This window comes from Streptococcus mitis (assembly GCF_023109515.1).
GTDB classification, from domain to species: Bacteria; Bacillota; Bacilli; order Lactobacillales; family Streptococcaceae; genus Streptococcus; species Streptococcus mitis_CS.
In genome coordinates this window covers 1-17,923 of sequence record NZ_JALDUM010000008.1, presented here as the reverse complement: position 1 = coordinate 17,923, position 17,923 = coordinate 1, and the positions used below count along the sequence as shown (strand labels likewise).

The following is a 17,923-nucleotide window of genomic DNA, read 5'->3' as shown; positions in this document are numbered from 1 at the left end:
CATGATACCGAAGTACAGAGTGTGGGATAAAGAATTGCAAACAATGCTAGATGTTTCTTTGATAGATTTTAAAAAAGGTGTTTTAGTTGGTGAGCATTGGGAATTTGGTGAAACAAATTTCATGAGTTTTGACGAAATCGTACTCATGCAATCAACAAACCTTTTGGATAAAAATGGCAAGGAGATTTTTGAGGGGGATATAGTCGATTACAAGGGTAGAAAAGCAGTTATCAAATGGCACGGATCTTATGCAAGTTTTATTTACATATTTGTAGATGAATTACAGAAAAGAGTGGCAGGATGGAGTCCACTATATCTTGCTTATTTTCATTTTGAAGTAATTGGGAATAAATTCGAAACCCCAGAGCTTTTGGAGGTCAAGGAGTGAGATATTTAAAAATCCTATGTGTTGTTTTACTCGCATCATTCCTCGTAGCATGTCACCAGATTTCGAGTGGGACAGTAGTAGATAAGTACATTGATGAACCTTACACCACATTCATACCTGTGGTGTCTGGAAAAAGTTCAGTACTTGTGCCAACCAGAACCAAAAGAAAATACATTCTAGTTGTTTCTGGTTATGTAGGTAATAAGCAAGTTGAAGAAACATTTAAAGTGACATCTGAGGAGTACAAATACTATAAAATTGGCAATACTTTTATAAAAGATGCCGTTTTAGAAAACAAGGAAGGGGACAAATAATGAAACCTGAAAAAATTGACAACGTAAACAAACCAAATCACTATATCGGGACTCATGGTCTCGAAGTGAAGGATGTTACCAGAAATTTTATCAAAGGAAAGGTAGAGATGGAAGCACACCTCTGGTGTAGTGCTGTCGAGTATTTACTTCGCTACAAAGAGAAAAACGGTCTTGAAGACTTAAAAAAAGCCAGAAAGAATCTTGATTGGCTGATTGAGGAAGTGGAGAAGGAGAATAAAAATGATCAATAATGTTGTTTTGGTAGGTCGATTGACTCGTGACCCTGAGTTGCGATACACACCATCAAATGTTGCAGTTGCGACATTCAGTTTGGCAGTGAATCGGAATTTTAAGAATCAGGCAGGTGATCGTGAAGCAGATTTTATCAGTTGCATTATGTGGCGCCAACAAGCTGAAAATTTTGCAAATTGGCTTAAAAAGGGTGCTCTTGTAGGAATCACAGGTCGCATTCAAACTCGTAGCTATGATAATCAGCAAGGTCAACGTGTCTATGTGACAGAAGTGGTAGCTGAAAGTTTTCAAACACTTGAAAAGAAGGATAATTCCGCGAATCAGTCAAGCATGGAAAATCAAATGCCACCAAGTTTCGGAGCTAGTGATCCGATGGATATTCCAGATGATGGATTGCCATTTTAAGGAGGTGTGAAGGATGAACAGGCTGAAAAAATTAAGACAACAAACAGGTGACACACAAGAGGATGTTGCTAAAGTTATTGGCGTGACCCGTAGAGGGTACCAAAAAATGGAAAACGAAGAAAGCCAAATCAAATCAGATAAAGCTCAGAAACTTGCCAAATATTTTGGTGTAAGCGTAGGATACTTGCTTGGTTATGAACCTGAAAGTGAGCAAGTTAGCAATTATCAAAAAATAAAAATTTGCTTCTCTAATGGTGAAGAACTTAGTTTTCTAGTAAGAAATTTTACAGAAAAAGAACTTACGAAGATTACTAGTCAGTTCAACAATGGAAATTTGATGAGGATTAGAAATTTGTCTGTAAATCCTAAGAATGTCAATTATTTTTTTGTTGAAGACTTTGAAGAAAATGAGGAGTTTGAGAATGAACATACAGGGACTAATTGAACGATACCCAAATGGATCCTTCATCCCTGAACTGATTGAAGATGAAGATATTATCTTTAACAAAGATAGCGATTATCAGAAGCAGAAGAAAAAAGAAAAGAAGAATCCTATTTTCAAAAGAAATAAGCCCCGAAATAGATGGGCGCTTTAAGGAGGTCACAGATTGAAAAGATTTATCGCAATTTGGATATTATTGTCTGCTGGATTAAATATCTGGCAGAGTATCCACATTAAAAAACTAGAAGAAAAGCGCCCGATGATCATCTATAAAGCTGATAATCAAGGCGCCGAAATCAAAGGCAGAGTCTTACAAAAAGAGAAGATTGGTGACATGTACACTGTTACATTGCAAAATTACGGAGTGTTCGTAGTTACTAAAACAAACTATGAATCTCTAAAAATAGGAGATGAGGTAAAATTGTGATGGTAAAGTACAAGAAACCAACTTACATCATCATTCAAGAAGCAATGGCAGAGCGAATTAGATTTCTGGAAGATGAACTTTATGAAAGGGCCTATAAGGATATTGAGAAATTAGAAGCTCAAAATGATTTTTTAAAAGGCCTTTGTAACAATCAGCTTGAAATCATCATGGATTATGAATGGAAGCAGATGCAAGAGCAGGCTACATTCATAAAAGCTAATACTAGAAAGTGGAGAGCAAGATGAAACTAAGATTGAAAGAACTTAGAGAAGATCTATGTCTATCTGTAGGACAGATGGCGAAAGAGACAGGTGTTTCACAAAATACAATCCATTTGTATGAGAGAGGTGGATATCCGTCCATTAAGCAAATTGAAATGATTGCTAAAACCTATGATGTAAACCCTGCGTGGCTTGTTGGGTGGATAGATGATGAAATGAAGCCTGGAGTCCAAGTCGTTGAGAAAGTTGTCTATAAAGAAAGTCCAACAGCAAGATTGCCAGATTATTTCAATAACAATAACGATGGTAAGCTTATCAAGTGGAAGCAATCACGAAGATATCGAGGGGGTAGGAATTGAAGAAATTAAGCGACGAAGACCTCAAAACATTAGACAGAGAACTTTTCAAATTTCAAAACGTTCAACGTACAATAGATTTGAGAAGGCTAGAACTAGAAACTCGAAATCCAGATGCTCAAAGTGGGCCTAGCGTAGGAATAAGCAAACCTACCGAAACTATCGCAATCAGAATCGTAGATGACCCAACCTTAAAATTTCTCGAAGGGTTCAAAGCTATTATTAACAAACTCCTGATCAATCTAGTTGATGAAGATAAGGAAATCTTTAATCTGCGCTGGAGATATCCTCAACTGAGATGGGAAGAAATAGCAGAACAGAAATTCATGAGCAAAGCTACAATCTATCGACGTAGAAGGATTATCCTAGAACAGTACGCTATTTTGAAAGGTGAGCTATAAATAAACATGAGACAAAAGACATCTTGAAGTCTCACAAAAAAAGGTCTATTATGATAGCATGAACTTCTGAAACAAAAACACAAATCACACTTTAGGAGTCATCCTTAATTCTAGTCAGAAAAGTTGTCCAACAGAAGTATCGTCAAGAGTCAGCAAATGCTGGCTTTTTGTTTTGGGAAAGGAGGTAGAATATGGAATTTGTATCACCAATAAAAGATAATGACGACATTCAGGCAATGAAAGATTATCTCAGAGAGTGGAATGAGATGTATTATATGCTATTCATCACAGGTCTGAATACTGGTTTACGAGTCGGAGATATACTTACCTTGAAAGTTAAAGATGTACAAGGTTGGCACATCAAGCTGAGAGAACGGAAGACTGGCAAGCAGATAACAAGACGGATGACAAAAGAACTCAAGAAAGAAATGAGAAGATATGTCGAAGACAAACCATTTCATCATTTCTTATTCAAGAGTAGGCAAGGGAAAAATAAAGCAATCACTCGTGAGAGAGCCTATCAAATTATTCATGAGGCTGCTGAAGAACTTGGCATTGATAATGTTGGAACACATACAATGCGAAAAACGTTTGGTTATAAATATTACAACAAGACAAAGGACGTAGGGACATTGCAGAAAATGTTCAATCACTCATCGCCAGCGATTACCCTGAGATACATAGGGATAGAGCAAGCAGAGCTTGATGATGCACTACGAAACTTTGTCATTTAATTTTTTTAGATATTACTTTCACATAATGAGTTAAGCATAAAGTGAAAAAATGAAACTCTTTAAAACCCATGCTTAGTAAGGGTTTGAGATTTAGAGTGAGTTTAACAAAATATAAGATATGTGAAAGTGAGGGATAGAATTGGTATAGTTAGAGGAGAGGAATATGTTACTCATAGGATATTTAGTTTGTTATTTTATCGCATTGATGTTTTTGAAAATTGTTTTCGATTGGACAAAAGAAGATATAGGGAAAATATTTAAACATGGATTGATTTTTCTATTTCTGCCTTTAGTATTCATTGGAGCTCTCGTATATGATTTTGTAGACAAAAGATGAGACAAAAGACATCTTGAAGTCTCACAAAAAAAGGTTTATTATGGTAGCATAGATTTCTTGTATGAGATGGGATAGGTCAAGAGCCTGTCCTTTTGTTTTGCAAAGGAGTATATATCATGTACAACAAACCAGTCAGACAGAGCTTGAAGACAAGGAAGTGGAACAAGTTCCGTGACAAGGTCATGAGACAACACGATTACCTTTGCCAAGAAAGTCTAAGATATGGGCAGTCAGTTCCAGCTGAAATGGTTCATCATATTTACCCAGTATCTGAGTATCCAGAACTTGAGTATGTATCTTGGAATTGTTTGCCGCTGACCAACCGCAAACATAATACGTTCCATGACCGCAACAACGATAAGATAATCGGAAATGGAATCTATTGGCAGAAGAAAAGAAAAAAAGAATTTTTAAATTTTTTTCAAAAACAAAAATGAAAAATGAAAAAAATTTTTTAATCCCCCCACTTCGAAAAAATTTTTTCGAAGCCTCTGGGAACCGGTGAAGGGAACTTTTTCCAAGTCGCGGGCCTTCAAACAAAAAGGGGGTAAAAACTAAGCGATTTTGACGGAAGGAGGTAGTTTTTGGCTAAACCAATTACAGCGAAGTCGATTAAGTCAAAAGTGGTCAAGCAGATGAAAGACTTAGGCACTTATCGAAAAGAATTTGAGATGATTATTGATATTTTTGCAGGAATGCTCTATCAGTATCAGAAACTTGCTCAAGATTATGCTGACATGGGTTATCCAGTAACAGACACCTACGTCAATAAGGCTGGTGCTGAAAATGAGCGCAAAGTTCCAATCTTGACAGCGATGGAAATTTTGAGGAAAGACATCCTCAGCTACTCTAATCAGTTGATGATGAATCCTAAGTCTCTTGGTGAGGTAGTAGAACAAGAGGGTGAGTCAGTGCTTACTGAGGTCCTGAAGTTCAAGAATGAAATCAAGAAGAAGCGAGTGACTGGCAATGGGTAATCTTGATAAAGCAAAAGAATATGCTCAACACGTCTTAAGTCACCAAAAAGAACATTGCGAAGAGAACATTCTTGCTGCTGAACGTTTCTTGCGCGATCTTGAAAATCCTGAGTTTGAAATGGATGAGGATATCGTTGATTTCGTTGTTCACTTCATCGAAAACACGATAGTCCATCAGCAGGGCGATGATATGTTTGCGGTGTCTATCCGTAACAAGCCATTGCTCTTGCAACCGTGGCAACATTTTGTAGTTGTGAACCTGTTTGGATTTTACTACAAGGGTACAAATGAGCGCAGGTTCAAAGAAGCGCTTATCATGCTTGCTCGGAAGAATGGGAAAACCTCATTTACTGCTGCAATCGCACTTGCTTATCAGATATTAGACACAGACAGCGGTTCAAAATGCTACATCGTGGCAAACTCTGTTAAGCAAGCGATGGAAGCTTTTGGATTCTTGAAGTTTAATGTGGAGCGATGGAATGACAAGAACATTCGTATCAAGGATAACAACCAGGAACACTCAATCACTGCTAATTTTGGTATCGAGGGTTCTTTCTTTATCCAGGCACTGGCCAACGATGAAAGCCGTTTGGACTCTTTGAACGGAAACGTTATTATTCTGGATGAAGCTCATACAATGAGGAACAGTAAGAAATATGGTCTTATGAAGAAAACAATGTCAGCATACCGAAACAGTATGCTTTTTGTTATCTCTACGGCTGGTGATATTCCTACTGGTTTCCTTGCTAACCGTTTGAAATACTGTCAAAAGGTCCTTAAACAATTAGTCAAGGATGATTCCTTGTTCATGTTTATCTGTAAAGCTGATCAGACGACTGATGGGGACGTGGGCGATTACCTGGACGAGAATGTTCTTAAAAAAGCCAATCCTTCGTGGGGTGTGACGGTATCGCTCAAGGCTCTCAAGGAAGAAGCAGAGCAGGCTATGAATGATCCTCAGACTCGAAACGAGTTTTTCAATAAGACCCTGAATATCTTCACTAACTCTCTGAACGCTTATTTTAATCCTGATGAGTTCATTGCGTCGGATAGTTGTTACGATTGGAGTTTAGAAGAGCTGGCACGCTTGCCGATTCGCTGGTATGGTGGTGCGGACTTGTCAAGATTACATGACTTAACGGCAGCTGCTCTCTACGGTGTCTATAATGATGGTGAGAAAGATGTTGATATCTGTATCACACATGCTTTCTTTCCTCGGATTAATGCTCAGAAGAAGGCTAACGATGATGGGATTCCACTTTTTGGTTGGCAGTCTGATGGCTGGCTGACGATGAGTAATACTCCTACCGTTCTCTATGATGATATCGTCAAATGGTTCATCAGTATGCGTGAGCGTGGATTTAAAATCCAAGCTGTGGGAATGGATAGGAAGTTTGGTCGTGAGTTTTTGGCCAAGATGAAAAAGGCTAAGTTCAAGGTGATTGACCAGCCTCAGTTATTCTATCTGAAATCTGAGGGGTTCAGACGGATTGAGTTCAAAGTCAAGAACAAGGAATTTTATTATCTTCATTCTGACGCTTATGAATACTGTGTGAGCAATGTTAGAGCGATTGAAAAGGTGGATGACGCTGTGCAATATGAAAAATTAGACGGAGACGGTGGTACTGCAAGGATTGACTTGTTTGATGCCAGCGTCTTTGCTTGTATACAGGCTCTTGCTAATCTTGGCAAGGGTGGCGATGTGATGAGATTCTTTGATTAGAGAGAAAGGAGGTGAGGAAACATGGGTATTTTTGAAAAGATTTGGAAACGAAACAAACCAAGTAAACCAATCAACATGCTGAGTCATTCAGATTTAGGGTTGTCAAACCTGATGGATTCGTATGTACCTTTGGCCAGAAATCCAGATGTGGTGACAGCGGTTAATAAGATTGCTGATTTGGTCTCTAATATGACCATCCACCTGATGGAGAATACAGATAAAGGTGATATCAGAATCCGTGATGGGCTTGCTAGAAAGATTGACATCAATCCCTGTGAACACATGACAAGGAAGTCATGGATTTTCAAGATTGTGCGTGATTTGCTCTTATATGGCGATGGGAATTCTGTCCTACATGTGGAATATGAACCTGTTACGGATTATATTTCTAATCTAAGACCATTTCCGATGAGAGAAGTTTCGTTCCAAACAGATAAGGATTCCTATGTGATCTCATTTAGGGGTGAAGAGTATTCCCCTGACGAAGTAGTCCACTTCGTCATCAATCCAGATCCAGATATTCCATACATTGGTACTGGTTTTAGGGTGACGTTGACAGATGTGGTTCAAAGTTTGAACATGGCGACCAAGACTAAAAAAAGCTTCATGAACGGTAAGAACATTCCTAGTCTTATCGTCAAGGTTGACTCGTCTAGTGCTGAACTAGACTCGGAGCAAGGGCGTGAGCGTATCGCTGAGAAGTATTTAAGTACTAGCAGAGTCGGCGCTCCATGGATTGTTCCAGAGGCATTGCTGGACATTCAACAGGTAAAGCCGCTTAGTCTAACGGACATCGCTCTAAATGAGTCTGTCGAATTAGATAAAAGAACAGTTGCAGGTCTATTAGGAGTACCTGCTTTTATTTTGGGCGTGGGAGAGTTCAATAAGACAGAGTATAACAACTTTGTAAATACGACTGTCATGAGTATCGCTACCACTATTACTCAAACACTAACCAGAGACTTACTTTTGTCTAGTAATCGTTACTTCAAGCTAAATCCTCGCTCGCTCTTCTCTTACAACATTACAGAGTTGTCTGAGGTTGCACGTCAAATGACAAACAGTACTGCAATGCGTCGTAATGAGTGGAGAGATTGGCTTGGTATGGCTCCTGATCCTGAGATGGAAGAGTTGATTGTCCTTGAGAACTTTATCCCTCAAGAGAAGATAGGAGACCAAAATAAATTGAAAGGAGGTGAGGAAGAGAATGCAGAAACGGAATAGTTATCGTGCCACTCAATTTCAAACGAGAGAAGAAGACTCTGGTGATTTGATTTTGAGTGGCTACTTTATCAAGTTTGACGAGGAGACGGAATTGTGGCCAGGCTACTGTGAAGTTATCAAGCGTGCTGGAGTTGAGAAAGCTATCAAAGACGCTGATATCAGAGCTTTATTTAACCACGATGATAGTCTTGTTCTCGGTCGAACAGGTAACGGAACTCTGACACTGGGTGTTGATGATGTTGGTCTTTTTGGAGACATCATCATTAACAAGGATGATCCTCAAGCTGTTGGAGCCTATGCCCGTGTTAAGCGTGGAGATGTTATCGGATGTAGCTTTGGCTTTATCCCGATAAAAATCGAAACAGAGGAACGTGAAGATGGTTCGTATCTGGACACTGTCTTAGAACTAGAAATCTTTGAAGTGAGCCCATGTACTTTCCCAGCCTATCCACAAACGGAAATTGCTGCACGACAAAAAGACTTTGAAAGTCAGAGCCGTGCTAATCGTGAAGCGCTAGACAAGCGCAAGAAAGAAATTAAGGAGAAATTTAAGCTATGAATAAGGCGTTAATCTTTGGTGCTCGTATGCGAGCAAAAGCAACTAAGGTAGTTGAGTTGGAAGAAACTATCGAAGAATTGAACAAACGTTCGGTTGTTGAGTTAGAAAAGTTGGATCGTGCTGAAACTGATGAAGAAGTTTCAGCAGTTGAAAAGACTGTGGATGATCTTCAAAAGGAAATTGAAGAAAAAGAAGCTGAAAAAGCGCAGTTGGAAAAAGAAATCGATGAGTTGGAAAAACAAATCGAGGAGCAAAACCGTAAAGCACCAACTCCAGGCAAAACGGAAAAACGAGGAGGAAAAACATTGGAACAACGTGAAGCATTTAACCATTACCTTCGAACAAAAGAAGTGCGTGCTGATGGTCTCAAATCTGCTGAAGGAGAAGCAATCATCCCTGTTGAATTGATGACGCCTAAAGAAGCGAAACAAGACAAGACAGATTTGACTTCATTGGTCAACATCGTTAATGTCAAGAATGCAAGCGGTAAATGGGCAGTTGTTAAATTGACTGACCAAACAATGAACACAGTTGAAGAGTTGGAAGAAAATCCTGAATTGGCTAAACCAACTTTCACAAAAGTGAACTATGAAATCAAGACACGTCGTGGACATTTGCCAGTGTCTCAAGAATTGATTGATGATGCTGACTACGATGTGATGGGATTGGTTGCTAAACAAGCTAAGAACCAAGAACGTATCACTAAGAATAAAGAAATCGCTAAAGTTCTCAAGACAGCTACAGCTAAAAGCGCAGCTGGTTTGGATGGCTTGAAAGATATTCTCAACGTGGAATTGAAACCTTACTACGATGCAACTATTGTATGTACCCAATCTATGTTTGCTGCTCTTGATAAAATCAAGGACAAGGACGGTCGCTACATGCTTCAAACAGACATCACATCTCCAACTGGCTACAAGTTCGCTGGTCGTGTAATCGATGTTTACCCTGATGATATTATCGGAGATGCTAAAGGTGAAATGAAAGCCTTCATCGGTGACGTTGGAGAATTTGCGACATTGTTTGACCGCGCTCAGACAACTGTCAAATGGCAAGATGATAAAATCTACGGTCAATATCTAGGAACTGCAAACCGTTTCGATGTTAAGAAAGTGGATGAAGCAGCAGGATTCTATGTGACTTACACTGACGCTGCAGGGTAAGGAGGGAGCTGATGGCTTATCAAGTAATCCGTCCTTTTAAGGATTTGAGAGACCCTCAACAATATGAATATCAAATCGGGGATATTTATCCCCGAAAAGGATATAGAAGTAGCAAGACCTTCATTCAAGAGTTGTTAGATGGGTCGAATAGTGCAGGATCTATTTTCTTGACTAAAATCGATGATGACGATATTTCCGAAGGAGAACCAGAACCTCAAGAACCCGAAGAGGAAGATGAGGAGTAGTTATGGACAAGTCTCAATTATTAGAATTACTAAAACTAAAATTGGGTATAGCAACAAAACTACGTGATAAGCCTTTGGAAAAAATCATTGAAGCTGTCATAACTGAACTGGAAGAAAATTTGGGGGTTTCGCTTGAATCAGAAAATGCTGAACACCAAATGTTTGTAGTTGATTATGCAGCCTTTCGCTATGAGGGTGGGGTGGACATGCCACGCCACCTTTTATGGCGGTTGCATAATTTGAAATTGAGGTAATCAGATGGCATGGAACAATGAGATTACATTGATCTCAAGGGTTAAAACAGGATTAGATAAATTGCACCAACCTCTATTTGAGGAAAAGCGATTGACTATTTTGTGTCGTAAGCGTTCCATAACTCGTTCTGAATTTTATCAGGCTAGCCAGGTTGGACTTAGACCAAGCCTTATCCTTGATATTCATAGCTTTGAGTATAACAACGAGGAAGAAGCGGAATTTAATGGGAAACGGTATCGTATTCTCAAGACATTTCCGATTGGTTTAGAAATTCTGGAGTTAACCTTGATGGAGGAATTGCCATGAGTTTAACAGGTGACCTTTCAGCAGAAATTGCTAAAGCACTGAGTGAGTATTCTAGTGAGTTAGAAAATGAGATTGACGCTATTGCACAAGAGTTAGGTGATGAAGCTGTTGCGACTTTGAAGGCGACAAGCCCAAAGAATAAAGGGAAGTATGGAAGAGGATGGCGTCTCAAAAAGAACGCCAAAGGATCATACGTAATCCATAATGCTACAGGCTATCAATTGACACACCTACTTGAAAATGGCCATGTCTTAAGGAATGGCGGTCGCAGTCGTGCTATCCCTCATATCCAACCTGTAGAAGAAAAGCTAATCAATTCCTTTGAACGGAAAGTGAAGGAGGCTATTCAAGAATGAAATTATCTGACCTTGTCGAGATTCTAAGTCAAGCGAATCTACCTATAGCCTATCGTGCGTTTGAAACTGGACACGTTCCTCAAACACCTTACCTTATCTACTTTGAATCACATCCAGATATCAAGAGAGCAGATGATGAACAGGAATACCAGATTAAATCTGTGACTGTAGAGCTTATCTTTGAACGTAAAGACGAAGATTTGGAAGAGACCTTGGAAGAGTTATTGTCTAAACATCAACTTGTTTTTGAGGTATCAGAAGAAAGCTATATCCCAACAGAAAGGCTATCTGTCAAGCCTTACACTGTTTATTTGTACTAAGGAGAAGAAGATGACAAAAACAGAAAATAAAGTAACCTTTGGATTGAAAAACGTGCATATCGCACCAATCGAAACTATCAATGGGGAAACAAATGTCATTAGCTACGGGAAAATTTTCCGTTTCCCTGGAGCGATGAACTTGGAGCTAGAACCAAAAGGAGAATCGAAAGCAATTCCAGCCGACGATGTGGACTACCACTTCATGAACTCAAACGAAGGATATGAAGGAAAATTGAAAGTACCGCATATCACGGAAGAGTTCGCGACAAAAATCCTAGGAGAACTCAAGGATGAGCAAACAGGAGTATTGACTGAAAAAGGCGATGCTTCAACTAAACCGTTTGCTATTATGTTTGAATTTTCAGGAGATCAAAACAAGACTCGCTACGTTCTCTACTACTGCTCTGCTAGTCGTCCATCGAACGGCTCTGCTACTAAGAGCGGAACAACTGTCAACGAGCGTGAACTTAGCTTCAAAGCTTCACCACGTCCACTTGATAGCGTCGTGAAACGTTCGATTACGTCAGCTGACAAGAAAGAAGTGTATGACGCTTGGTTTACTAGCGTTTATGAGCCAACATCTCTAGGATAAGGAGTAAAGAATGCGTCGAAGTATTAAAATCAGCAACAAGCGCTATGAGCTTGCAACAAATGCTTATACTCCAATCGCTTACAAGAACGAGTTTGGACAGGATTTTTTCAAGGACCTTTTAGGGCTTTTGAAAAATAAGCAATTGGTAACTCAATTGAACCAATTAGAAAAAGGTAATGATTTGGTAGCGGAAAGCGTCGACCTATCTCTTTTAGAAGATTTTGATATTACCTTTTTCTATCGTCTATTTTGGGTATTTGCTAAATCTGGCAATCCTAAAATTAAACCGTTTGATGATTTCTTCATGGAGATGGAAGAATTTCCTCTTAACGAAGTTTGTCCGCTAATGATGGAAATGTTGAACACGGTACTGCAGACAAAAAAGAAACAGACACATCAGAAACAGCAAGCGAAGAAGCCTTCACGGTAGAATCCTATCTATCTTGTTGCAAAGAAACTGGCTTATCTATCGATGATCTCAAGCACATTTCTATTGGAATGGCTTTAGATTATCAGACAGATTATGTCAATTTGCGTAGCGAAAATAAAACGGGTAGTCGGAAGGCTACCCAAGCTGATTTTGATGCATTTTAGAGAAAAAGCGAGTGCTGAGAGAGCGATTGTGAGGACAAGTTCCTTGAGTTGGCTAGTGTTCTGGTCATAGAAACACTCTCAGCGCTCCTTATTTTTTAAGGAAAGGAGGAAATATGGCAGGAAATATCAAAGGGATAAAAATTGAAATTGATGGCGATACCCAGCCCTTACAAAAAGCGTTAAAAGGTGTCAATCAAGAGTCTGCTAACGCAACAAAAGAGTTGAGACAAATTGATAATGCTCTTAAATTTGATACTGGGAATGTTACCTTACTAACCCAAAAGCAAGAAGTCTTACAGAAGCAAGTCGGAACCACTCGGGAAAAACTAGAAACTTTAAGACAAGCACAGTCTCAAGTTGAGGAGCAGTTCAAAAAAGGAGATATTGGCGCCGATCAGTATCGCGCTTTCCAACGTGAAGTAGAAGTAACTCAAAATGTCCTGAAAGGATATGAGGGGAAACTAGCTAGCGTCAATCAGGCTCTTGAAGGCAACGGGAATGCAACCAAGAATAACCAAACCCAGCTGAAAGAATTGCAGAATGAGCAAAAACTACTTGCCAGCGAATCTGAAAAAGTAGTTAGTTCATTTAAACTGCAAGAAAGCCAGATGGGTGCCAACGCTAGTGAAGCTGACAAGTTGGCATTGGCTGAAAAGAAGATTGGTGCACAGTCCGAAATTGTCGCTCGTCAAATTGAAAACCTTGAGAAGCAGTTAGAAATCACTAAAAAAGAATATGGTGAAAACTCAGCCGAAGCTAACAAGATGGAAGCGGAGCTGAATCAAGCTAAGACTGCTTTTAACCATCTTAACGATGAGATGAAGGGGACTAAGTCTGTAGCGGATAGCGCACAAGAAAGCTTGGGTGAGATAGCTAAAGCTGCAAGAGCTGAACTACTCCAACAGTTTAGTGAGAAATTGGGTGATATTTCAGAAAAACTTGTTGACGTTGGGAAAGAAGCTATTGAAGCAGCTGCTTCAATGCAAGCAAGTAATGCCCAATTTAGCACAGTTTTTGGGGATATGGAAGGTCAAGCTAGAGAGGCTCTTAATAATATTGGGAAAGAAATGTCTATTGTACCAGAACGATTACAAGGAAGTTTCACCCAAATGGCCTCATTTGCAAAAACATCTGGTTTAGATACAGCTCAAGCCTTAGATTTATCTACTAGGGCAACTAAGGCAGCGGCAGATGGTGCTGCTTTTTACGACAAATCTATTGAAAGTGTTACTGAGAGCCTTCAATCATTTCTTAAAGGAAATTTTGCCAACGATGCGGCTTTGGGGATATCTGCAACAGAAACTACTCGTAATGCGGCAGCAAACAAACTATATGGTAAGTCATTCAAGGATTTGAGTGAAGCACAAAAGCAATTGACTTTGCTTCAAATGGTTGAAGATGGGAATGAACTTTCTGGAGCACTTGGTCAAGCTGCAAGAGAATCTGACGGCTTAGAAAACGTCATGGGGAATCTAAAACAATCTGGAACTAATGCCTTGGCTGCATTAGGTCAACCTCTTTTGGAAATGTTGATTCCTGTGTTTCAAGCTTTAGGAGACATTATAAAAGGTGTGGCAGATTGGTTTGGTACTTTGCCTGGCCCGATTAAAGAATTTGTTGTCATTTTAGGGACAGTTGTTACTGCTGTAGGAGTTATAGCCCCGATATTCCTAACTTTACAAGCAGCTGCAACAGCTCTTGAACTTTCAATAGGAGGCATAATTGCCGCCGCGTTACCAATCATTGGGACAGCAGCTGCAATAGCGGCCGCAGTGGCAGCGGTCGTTGTCATTTTAAAATACTTATGGGAAACGAATGAAGGATTTCGTACCGCCGTCACAGTTGTGTGGGAGGCTATTTCATCTGTCATCAATACTGTTGTAGGTGAAATTTCAAATTTTATCATGAGTGTTTTTGGAACGGTTGTAACTTGGTGGACTGAAAACCAAGAACTAATCCGTTTAATTACGGACGCTGTCTGGAATGGAATTTCCGCTATCATTAGCGCTGTTATGACTGTTATAGGTCCTCTTATAGAGGGAGAGTGGAATAATATTCAGATTATCACTTCTACAGTTTGGGAAGTGATTAAAACGGTAGTTGAAACAGCTATCAACGTTGTTTTGGGCATTATCAAGGCAGTGATGCAAATCCTTACTGGAGACTGGTCTGGCGCTTGGGAAACCATTAAGAGCGTCGGAGAAACAATCTGGAATGGGATCGCGAGCGTCATTGGGACTATCTTTAATGGCATAGCGCAGCTATTGTCTAACATCTGGAACACCATTTCAACGGTTGCTTCAACTGTTTGGAATGGTATTAAATCCACTCTTTCAGGAATATTTGATGGTATTTCAAGTTCGGTCTCAAGTGTCTTTAACGGTATAAGAGATACGATTAGCAATATCTGGAATAGTATTCAATCAACCGCAAGCAGTGTCTGGAATGGTATTAAAGATACAATCGGCAATGCTATTAACGGGGCTAAGGATTTAGTTGGTCGTGCAATTGAAGCTATTAAGGGATTCTTTAACTTTGAATTTAGATGGCCTCATATCCCTCTACCACACTTTAGTATTTCAGGCTCTCTCAACCCAGTTGACTGGTTGAGTAACGGGTTGCCAAGTATTGGCGTAGAGTGGTATGCCAAGGGCGGTATCTTGACCAAGCCGACTGTTTTCGGTTCAAACGGGAATAGACTGATGGTTGGTGGAGAGGCTGGGAACGAGGCTGTCTTACCACTAAACGAAAGAACCTTGGGAGCTATCGGCCGTGGAATAGCCCAAACAATGGGAGGTCTGTCTCCTGTTATCAATGTCAGCATTAGTGGAAATAACATCAGTGAAGAGATGGATATCAATCGCATTGCTGACGTTGTAGCTCAAAAGATTGCGGACGAACTACAACGGAAAACACAACTTAGAGGAGGAATCGCATGATCAAACATAATGAACTGGTGATTGATGGCGTAGCAACCTCCTCTTTTCCTTTTGACGTCATTGTAGAAGAAGCGCCATCTATCGTGATTGCCAATAGCAAGACAAAACTATGGGAGCATGATGGAATTAGTGGAGCTATTCTACAAACCAATCATCATAGAGGGATGGTTGAGAAATCCTACACACTTCACTTAGTAAAGCCAAAGGAAGAGGACTTGAACCGTTTCTTGGCCCTCTTTGCCAGGGAGAACTTTTGGCTTGAAAGCGAACGTGTCAAAACAACCAAGATGTGGTGTTACAAGGTAAAGATTTCCGAGACTACTAGAAATCGTGCAGGGTATTATGCGCTCAAAGTCACATTTGAGTGTCATCCTACAAAATTTTTCAAAGTCACGGACAATCAAACCTTCTCAAGAAGTGGAACTTTAAGAACAAAAGGCTCTGCTTTGGCTTTTCCGACAATTACCATAACTGGCCAGAGTACGACAGAGGTTAGTTTCACAGTAGATAGGCAGGTCATTCGGTTAGAGAGATTATCTGGAAGAGCTGTCATGGTAAATAACCCTAACAATCCTAGTTTCTTGGACGGAACAGGTTCCAGAGTCAAGTGGACGGGGGATTTTATAACGATTGACCCAATCAAGAAACAAGATGTCGGGATTGTCTTAGGAGCTGGCATCAGTTCCATGACGATTGAGACTGTCTGGGGGTGGGCGTAATGTTATATTTGCTTGAAAGTGATACTCGTAACGTTAAATGGAACGGTATCCCACTGCATGAAGCGACTTCGGCAGTCATAAAAGAACAAATGAACGGGGATTTTATCCTTACTGTTCGCTACCCTATCACCGACTCTGAGATTTATCAGCTGTTCCGTGAAGATATGTTGATAAAGGCGCCAGCGCCTGTGATTGGACCTCAGTTGTTTCGTATCAAGAAGCCAGTAGAGAATGATGATCATTTAGAAATCACTGCTTACCATATCACTGATGACGTCATGCAGCGGTCTATCAATCCGCTGTCTGTCAACAAGCAGAGTTGCTGGCAGGCTCTTTCTCAATTGGTACAAGTTGCTAAGTCTCCTATCAATGATTTCTCATTTACCAGCGATATCACGGACAGGAGAACCATCAACACGAAAGAAGTAGAAACACTCTACAGCGTGTTAATGGATGGCGCTCACTCAATTGTGGGAACGTGGGAAGGAGAGATGGTTCGGGATAATTTCGCTATCTCAATCAAGCGAAATCGAGGAGAGGACAGAGGTGTTATCATCTCTACCCACAAAAACCTTAAATCCTATCAACGGACCAAAAACTCACAAAATGTTGTTACTCGTATCCACGCTAAATCTACATTTAAGGCAGAGGGCGCCAAGGAAGATACAACGATTGCTATAACGGTTGATAGTCCCTTAATTGGTGCTTACCCTTATATCAACGAAAGAAGTTATAGCAATAACAACATTCAGACTGTTGAGGAACTGACAAAGTGGGCTAGTGCTAAATTTACTAACGAACACATAGATAAAGCTACAGATGCCATTAAGATTGAAGCCTATGAACTTGATGGGCAGACTGTCCACATGGGTGATACGGTTAATCTGAAAAGTTATAAGCATAATGTGGACGTTTATAAGAAGGCCATCGCCTACGAGTACGACTGTCTGGCAAACAATGGACAAGGAGCCTATCTGACCATTACCTTTGATGATAAAGTGAAATCAGGGGGAAATGGTGGCGGTGTTTCAGCAGTAGCCAATGCGATTTTGGACAAGCAAGAAACAAAATTTGACATTATGCTGGAGCGTGCGATCGCCAACGCTGACCGTGCCTTTAACGCTGAATTTGCCAAGCGTGAGAAAGCTATCACGGACGCTATTGAGCAGTACAAGGCCAAGGCCGAAGAAATGGGTGCTAAGATCCACGAGGAAATGGAGAAGGAGCGCCCTGAGTTCGTGAAGCGCATCCGTGAGGAGCTAATGAGCGGTGCGGACTCTATCGCTGAACTGAGCAAGAAACTGGAGCAGGTCAGCGAGACTGCAAGGGTCAACGCTAGCTTGATTGGTGGTGACGGAAATACCCAGTACAACAAGAACCGCTTGAATGGTGGCACGGCTAAAAAAATCAGTTACGGAACGGATTTCGTGGAAGTAGGGCATAACGGTGAAGGTTTTGAGGTTGGTAAGAAATACGTGATCAGTTGGTCAGCGACCTGCACGCCTTACGGCAAAACAGATGTGACTGTGGTAGTGAATAAGACACCGTTTTACGGTGGACACGTTCATTTAGCACCTGCTAATACAGTCATGCCAGCGATTGATAAAGACCTTGTCCAGAAAGAGGAGCAGGTCTTAGCGGTCTACTACGGTGCCTATCGTCTGACTTTCTCAG

General features: G+C 40.4%; 28 protein-coding genes. All 28 read left to right on the top strand.

The window, feature by feature from the left end:
• The first annotated feature begins 1 nt into the window (after position 1).
• Positions 2 to 388 carry a YopX family protein gene (locus M1G05_RS09825; RefSeq protein WP_247953676.1) on the top strand — a complete coding sequence of 129 codons (387 nt, stop codon included), beginning with the start codon at positions 2 to 4 and terminating at the stop codon, positions 386 to 388.
• Positions 385 to 702, top strand: a complete 318-nt coding sequence (locus M1G05_RS09820; protein WP_247953675.1) for a 3-dehydroquinate synthase — start codon at positions 385 to 387, stop codon at positions 700 to 702. Before M1G05_RS09825 ends, M1G05_RS09820 begins: the two co-directional genes overlap by 4 nt.
• On the top strand, positions 702 to 953 hold the full coding sequence (locus tag M1G05_RS09815) for a DUF3310 domain-containing protein (RefSeq protein ID WP_247953674.1): 252 nt from the start codon (positions 702 to 704) through the stop codon (positions 951 to 953). The genes M1G05_RS09820 and M1G05_RS09815 overlap by 1 nt, the downstream gene beginning before the upstream one ends.
• Entirely contained in the window at positions 943 to 1,359 is a 417-nt protein-coding gene (gene ssb, locus M1G05_RS09810) for a single-stranded DNA-binding protein (protein WP_247953672.1), read from the top strand. The genes M1G05_RS09815 and ssb overlap by 11 nt, the downstream gene beginning before the upstream one ends.
• Positions 1,360 to 1,372: 13 nt before the next feature.
• On the top strand, positions 1,373 to 1,804 hold the full coding sequence (locus M1G05_RS09805; RefSeq protein ID WP_247953671.1) for a helix-turn-helix domain-containing protein: 432 nt from the start codon (positions 1,373 to 1,375) through the stop codon (positions 1,802 to 1,804).
• Entirely contained in the window at positions 1,782 to 1,955 is a 174-nt protein-coding gene (locus M1G05_RS09800) for a hypothetical protein (protein ID WP_247953670.1), read from the top strand. The genes M1G05_RS09805 and M1G05_RS09800 overlap by 23 nt, the downstream gene beginning before the upstream one ends.
• A gap of 12 nt (positions 1,956 to 1,967) precedes the next feature.
• Positions 1,968 to 2,228 carry a DUF1372 family protein gene (locus M1G05_RS09795; RefSeq protein WP_247953669.1) on the top strand — a complete coding sequence of 87 codons (261 nt, stop codon included), beginning with the start codon at positions 1,968 to 1,970 and terminating at the stop codon, positions 2,226 to 2,228.
• Positions 2,228 to 2,473 carry a hypothetical protein gene (locus M1G05_RS09790; protein ID WP_247953692.1) on the top strand — a complete coding sequence of 82 codons (246 nt, stop codon included), beginning with the start codon at positions 2,228 to 2,230 and terminating at the stop codon, positions 2,471 to 2,473. The genes M1G05_RS09795 and M1G05_RS09790 overlap by 1 nt, the downstream gene beginning before the upstream one ends.
• Positions 2,470 to 2,808 carry a helix-turn-helix domain-containing protein gene (locus M1G05_RS09785; protein ID WP_247953668.1) on the top strand — a complete coding sequence of 113 codons (339 nt, stop codon included), beginning with the start codon at positions 2,470 to 2,472 and terminating at the stop codon, positions 2,806 to 2,808. The genes M1G05_RS09790 and M1G05_RS09785 overlap by 4 nt, the downstream gene beginning before the upstream one ends.
• The gene (locus M1G05_RS09780) at positions 2,805 to 3,206 is read left to right on the top strand and encodes a transcriptional regulator (RefSeq protein ID WP_247953667.1); all 402 of its coding nucleotides are present in this window, start codon (positions 2,805 to 2,807) and stop codon (positions 3,204 to 3,206) included. The genes M1G05_RS09785 and M1G05_RS09780 overlap by 4 nt, the downstream gene beginning before the upstream one ends.
• Positions 3,207 to 3,397: 191 nt before the next feature.
• Entirely contained in the window at positions 3,398 to 3,940 is a 543-nt protein-coding gene (locus M1G05_RS09775; protein ID WP_049505458.1) for a site-specific integrase, read from the top strand.
• Between the two features lie 163 nt (positions 3,941 to 4,103).
• On the top strand, positions 4,104 to 4,277 hold the full coding sequence (locus M1G05_RS09770; protein WP_173254168.1) for a hypothetical protein: 174 nt from the start codon (positions 4,104 to 4,106) through the stop codon (positions 4,275 to 4,277).
• 116 nt (positions 4,278 to 4,393) lie between these two features.
• Entirely contained in the window at positions 4,394 to 4,714 is a 321-nt protein-coding gene (locus M1G05_RS09765; protein WP_247953666.1) for an HNH endonuclease, read from the top strand.
• Between the two features lie 147 nt (positions 4,715 to 4,861).
• The gene (locus M1G05_RS09760) at positions 4,862 to 5,254 is read left to right on the top strand and encodes a P27 family phage terminase small subunit (protein WP_001118282.1); all 393 of its coding nucleotides are present in this window, start codon (positions 4,862 to 4,864) and stop codon (positions 5,252 to 5,254) included.
• Entirely contained in the window at positions 5,247 to 6,977 is a 1,731-nt protein-coding gene (locus M1G05_RS09755; RefSeq protein ID WP_247953665.1) for a terminase large subunit, read from the top strand. Before M1G05_RS09760 ends, M1G05_RS09755 begins: the two co-directional genes overlap by 8 nt.
• Positions 6,978 to 6,998: 21 nt before the next feature.
• Positions 6,999 to 8,201, top strand: a complete 1,203-nt coding sequence (locus tag M1G05_RS09750; protein ID WP_247953664.1) for a phage portal protein — start codon at positions 6,999 to 7,001, stop codon at positions 8,199 to 8,201.
• Entirely contained in the window at positions 8,185 to 8,760 is a 576-nt protein-coding gene (locus tag M1G05_RS09745; protein WP_112445578.1) for an HK97 family phage prohead protease, read from the top strand. Before M1G05_RS09750 ends, M1G05_RS09745 begins: the two co-directional genes overlap by 17 nt.
• Complete coding sequence (locus M1G05_RS09740; protein WP_024056582.1) at positions 8,757 to 9,923, top strand: phage major capsid protein; 1,167 nt, start codon at positions 8,757 to 8,759, stop codon at positions 9,921 to 9,923. The genes M1G05_RS09745 and M1G05_RS09740 overlap by 4 nt, the downstream gene beginning before the upstream one ends.
• A gap of 11 nt (positions 9,924 to 9,934) precedes the next feature.
• Positions 9,935 to 10,168, top strand: a complete 234-nt coding sequence (locus M1G05_RS09735) for a hypothetical protein (RefSeq protein ID WP_247953663.1) — start codon at positions 9,935 to 9,937, stop codon at positions 10,166 to 10,168.
• Positions 10,169 to 10,170: 2 nt separating this feature from the next.
• Entirely contained in the window at positions 10,171 to 10,422 is a 252-nt protein-coding gene (locus M1G05_RS09730; RefSeq protein WP_173254161.1) for a phage head-tail connector protein, read from the top strand.
• 4 nt (positions 10,423 to 10,426) lie between these two features.
• Entirely contained in the window at positions 10,427 to 10,729 is a 303-nt protein-coding gene (locus M1G05_RS09725; protein WP_033686235.1) for a phage head closure protein, read from the top strand.
• The gene (locus tag M1G05_RS09720; RefSeq protein ID WP_247953662.1) at positions 10,726 to 11,085 is read left to right on the top strand and encodes an HK97 gp10 family phage protein; all 360 of its coding nucleotides are present in this window, start codon (positions 10,726 to 10,728) and stop codon (positions 11,083 to 11,085) included. Before M1G05_RS09725 ends, M1G05_RS09720 begins: the two co-directional genes overlap by 4 nt.
• Positions 11,082 to 11,405 carry a hypothetical protein gene (locus M1G05_RS09715; protein ID WP_247953661.1) on the top strand — a complete coding sequence of 108 codons (324 nt, stop codon included), beginning with the start codon at positions 11,082 to 11,084 and terminating at the stop codon, positions 11,403 to 11,405. Before M1G05_RS09720 ends, M1G05_RS09715 begins: the two co-directional genes overlap by 4 nt.
• Positions 11,406 to 11,415: 10 nt before the next feature.
• Positions 11,416 to 11,997 (top strand): major tail protein, encoded by a 582-nt coding sequence (locus M1G05_RS09710; protein WP_247953660.1) that lies wholly within the window; start codon positions 11,416 to 11,418, stop codon positions 11,995 to 11,997.
• 10 nt (positions 11,998 to 12,007) lie between these two features.
• The gene (locus tag M1G05_RS09705; protein WP_247953659.1) at positions 12,008 to 12,427 is read left to right on the top strand and encodes a hypothetical protein; all 420 of its coding nucleotides are present in this window, start codon (positions 12,008 to 12,010) and stop codon (positions 12,425 to 12,427) included.
• A gap of 277 nt (positions 12,428 to 12,704) precedes the next feature.
• The gene (locus tag M1G05_RS09700; protein WP_247953658.1) at positions 12,705 to 15,530 is read left to right on the top strand and encodes a phage tail tape measure protein; all 2,826 of its coding nucleotides are present in this window, start codon (positions 12,705 to 12,707) and stop codon (positions 15,528 to 15,530) included.
• On the top strand, positions 15,527 to 16,249 hold the full coding sequence (locus tag M1G05_RS09695) for a phage tail protein (RefSeq protein WP_247953657.1): 723 nt from the start codon (positions 15,527 to 15,529) through the stop codon (positions 16,247 to 16,249). The genes M1G05_RS09700 and M1G05_RS09695 overlap by 4 nt, the downstream gene beginning before the upstream one ends.
• Positions 16,249 to 17,923: phage tail spike protein (locus tag M1G05_RS09690; protein WP_282184799.1), on the top strand; the 1,675-nt coding region annotated here is incomplete at its 3' end. The genes M1G05_RS09695 and M1G05_RS09690, both read left to right, overlap by 1 nt.

What these genes read in the sequence shown, in the direction of transcription:
- M1G05_RS09825 (WP_247953676.1), top strand. Translation starts at nt 2, where the DNA reads ATGATACCGAAGTACAGAGTGTGGGATAAAGAATTGCAAACAATGCTA.
- M1G05_RS09815 (WP_247953674.1), top strand. Translation starts at nt 702, where the DNA reads ATGAAACCTGAAAAAATTGACAACGTAAACAAACCAAATCACTATATC.
- ssb (WP_247953672.1), top strand. Translation starts at nt 943, where the DNA reads ATGATCAATAATGTTGTTTTGGTAGGTCGATTGACTCGTGACCCTGAG.
- M1G05_RS09805 (WP_247953671.1), top strand. Translation starts at nt 1,373, where the DNA reads ATGAACAGGCTGAAAAAATTAAGACAACAAACAGGTGACACACAAGAG.
- M1G05_RS09800 (WP_247953670.1), top strand. Translation starts at nt 1,782, where the DNA reads ATGAACATACAGGGACTAATTGAACGATACCCAAATGGATCCTTCATC.
- M1G05_RS09790 (WP_247953692.1), top strand. Translation starts at nt 2,228, where the DNA reads ATGGTAAAGTACAAGAAACCAACTTACATCATCATTCAAGAAGCAATG.
- M1G05_RS09785 (WP_247953668.1), top strand. Translation starts at nt 2,470, where the DNA reads ATGAAACTAAGATTGAAAGAACTTAGAGAAGATCTATGTCTATCTGTA.
- M1G05_RS09775 (WP_049505458.1), top strand. Translation starts at nt 3,398, where the DNA reads ATGGAATTTGTATCACCAATAAAAGATAATGACGACATTCAGGCAATG.
- M1G05_RS09770 (WP_173254168.1), top strand. Translation starts at nt 4,104, where the DNA reads ATGTTACTCATAGGATATTTAGTTTGTTATTTTATCGCATTGATGTTT.
- M1G05_RS09765 (WP_247953666.1), top strand. Translation starts at nt 4,394, where the DNA reads ATGTACAACAAACCAGTCAGACAGAGCTTGAAGACAAGGAAGTGGAAC.
- M1G05_RS09755 (WP_247953665.1), top strand. Translation starts at nt 5,247, where the DNA reads ATGGGTAATCTTGATAAAGCAAAAGAATATGCTCAACACGTCTTAAGT.
- M1G05_RS09750 (WP_247953664.1), top strand. Translation starts at nt 6,999, where the DNA reads ATGGGTATTTTTGAAAAGATTTGGAAACGAAACAAACCAAGTAAACCA.
- M1G05_RS09745 (WP_112445578.1), top strand. Translation starts at nt 8,185, where the DNA reads ATGCAGAAACGGAATAGTTATCGTGCCACTCAATTTCAAACGAGAGAA.
- M1G05_RS09740 (WP_024056582.1), top strand. Translation starts at nt 8,757, where the DNA reads ATGAATAAGGCGTTAATCTTTGGTGCTCGTATGCGAGCAAAAGCAACT.
- M1G05_RS09735 (WP_247953663.1), top strand. Translation starts at nt 9,935, where the DNA reads ATGGCTTATCAAGTAATCCGTCCTTTTAAGGATTTGAGAGACCCTCAA.
- M1G05_RS09730 (WP_173254161.1), top strand. Translation starts at nt 10,171, where the DNA reads ATGGACAAGTCTCAATTATTAGAATTACTAAAACTAAAATTGGGTATA.
- M1G05_RS09725 (WP_033686235.1), top strand. Translation starts at nt 10,427, where the DNA reads ATGGCATGGAACAATGAGATTACATTGATCTCAAGGGTTAAAACAGGA.
- M1G05_RS09720 (WP_247953662.1), top strand. Translation starts at nt 10,726, where the DNA reads ATGAGTTTAACAGGTGACCTTTCAGCAGAAATTGCTAAAGCACTGAGT.
- M1G05_RS09715 (WP_247953661.1), top strand. Translation starts at nt 11,082, where the DNA reads ATGAAATTATCTGACCTTGTCGAGATTCTAAGTCAAGCGAATCTACCT.
- M1G05_RS09710 (WP_247953660.1), top strand. Translation starts at nt 11,416, where the DNA reads ATGACAAAAACAGAAAATAAAGTAACCTTTGGATTGAAAAACGTGCAT.
- M1G05_RS09705 (WP_247953659.1), top strand. Translation starts at nt 12,008, where the DNA reads ATGCGTCGAAGTATTAAAATCAGCAACAAGCGCTATGAGCTTGCAACA.
- M1G05_RS09700 (WP_247953658.1), top strand. Translation starts at nt 12,705, where the DNA reads ATGGCAGGAAATATCAAAGGGATAAAAATTGAAATTGATGGCGATACC.
- M1G05_RS09695 (WP_247953657.1), top strand. Translation starts at nt 15,527, where the DNA reads ATGATCAAACATAATGAACTGGTGATTGATGGCGTAGCAACCTCCTCT.